Consider the following 1663-nt stretch of genomic DNA (forward strand, 5'->3'; position numbering starts at 1 on the left):
TTATAAAATAAGTAAAAAAGTTATTTTTATAACATATCATTATCAAATTAATAACAGCCACTTATATAACGGACCAGAATAAGACTAAAAACCATAATACCCTATTGTGGGAATGGTGTTCAATAATGGGTTTAGAGGAGTTTAAAAAAATACTAAAATTCACTGCATCAGAAGAAAAACTCAGTAAGCTATTTGACATAAACTCAGACCTATTGATTCCACTCCTTCTTTCCATTAAATACGGAGGGGATTGGAGCCTGAGAAATAGTGAAAGTGTCTCAGTCGCAGTAAAAGACCGAGAAACAATTTATGACAGGGAAATAAAAGAGGGTACAAGTTTTGAAACAATTTATCTTTTGATAAATCCGAGAATTATCACGAGACAAGGAAAAGTCTATAGAATAGAAAAATGCGGATTAAGCGATGAGAGAGAACTCGTAGAAAGATCATATAACATAAAGGTGAGTATTGATAAGGCATTGGTTGCGGTAATTGATCCAAAGGAGAAAGTTATCAAGCTAAAAAAATTGGATAAACAGGAATTAGGATTTGAAGGAAGTTTGGCGTTCAGTCTTGAACACGAGTTAGAACACGTTACCTCAAAAGAAAAGCTTAGCACTGGGAAACCGATTTGGAATTTCAATTATGTCTATGACCAGGATTTAAAAAATTTTTAAGACACGTTACCTTTCTTAAACATTTTCTTAAGTTAGGGGTTCTATATTTATTCCGTTTTTTGTTACCCAGAATGGGTGAAAACCCCGACTGTGATCGGTGGCGAACATTTTAAGTATTTCTAGTTCTTTTTTCCGGTGATTACCCTCTTCGCCATATCTCATAACTATTACGTTTTGTGCCACATAGCTCTCTAGAGCGTACTCCATCTGATTATAATCCTCGGCTATCATTATTGTGGTACATCCTCTGGAACGTAGAAAATTGTTTAGCAGATAGATTTCTCTTCTTCTCTTGTATATATCCTCAAATCGTGAAAGAAATATGGATATGGAGTCTATTACCACCCTCTCAGCGCCCACCTGCACTATTGCTTCCTCTATTGATTTTTCAAAATTTAACGCCAAGGTTTCATAGTCTGCCCTCTCATGAACAATATTTTCAGGAGAAAAAGGACTTATGATTGTTACCTTACTAAGATCTAGATTCATTCCCATATTGGCTGCTAAGGTTAACAAATCACTCGGAGAATCCTGCAGGGCTATAAGAGCCCCAGGCTCATTATAATCCTTATAACCATGATAGAGAAACTGAAATCCAAAAATAGTTTTCCCAGCTCCAGGGGGACCTAACAGTAATGTGGTTGTGCCTTTAGGTAATCCGCCCTCACATAAATTATCAAAACCGGGTACTCCACTTTTTACCCGTTCTAAAATCCTTGCTTGGGCAGGTTCGTACAATAAAGGCTTAACACCAAGCATTACAGTATATTGTCTAATAATTCCAAAGTCTTCTAATCTTTTCATTCTATTTTTTACAGTCATCCTTGAAATTCCAAGCTCTTCTGCTATTTTAGATGCTGGTGTTCTCGCATCTTTTTTGAGAATATCCAATAGCTTATAATCTATATCATCAATAGCCATGTGATTACCCCTTTCCATTCGGATTACACAAATGGTTTACATATTTTAAAACTTTTTGTAATCTC

The 1663-nt window shown here is 35.5% G+C and carries 2 protein-coding genes; one reads left to right on the forward strand and one right to left on the reverse strand.

Features of this window, described 5'->3' with window-relative positions:
* Nucleotides 1–125 precede the first annotated feature (125 nt).
* Nucleotides 126–677 (forward strand): RimK/LysX family protein, encoded by a 552-nt coding sequence (locus ACUVXA_RS20660; RefSeq protein WP_445873181.1) that lies wholly within the window; start codon nt 126–128, stop codon nt 675–677.
* 27 nt (nt 678–704) lie between these two features.
* Here ACUVXA_RS20660 and ACUVXA_RS20665 read toward each other — a convergent pair whose 3' ends face one another.
* Nucleotides 705–1598 carry an ATPase domain-containing protein gene (locus tag ACUVXA_RS20665; protein WP_445873182.1) on the reverse strand — a complete coding sequence of 298 codons (894 nt, stop codon included), beginning with the start codon at nt 1596–1598 and terminating at the stop codon, nt 705–707.
* Between the last annotated feature and the right edge of the window lie 65 nt (nt 1599–1663).

The organism is Candidatus Jordarchaeum sp., from assembly GCF_052745115.1.

Bases quoted from the DNA above. Each gene is read 5' to 3' on its own strand.
- ACUVXA_RS20665 (WP_445873182.1), bottom strand. From the start codon at position 1,598: ATGGCTATTGATGATATAGATTATAAGCTATTGGATATTCTCAAAAAA.
- ACUVXA_RS20660 (WP_445873181.1), top strand. From the start codon at position 126: ATGGGTTTAGAGGAGTTTAAAAAAATACTAAAATTCACTGCATCAGAA.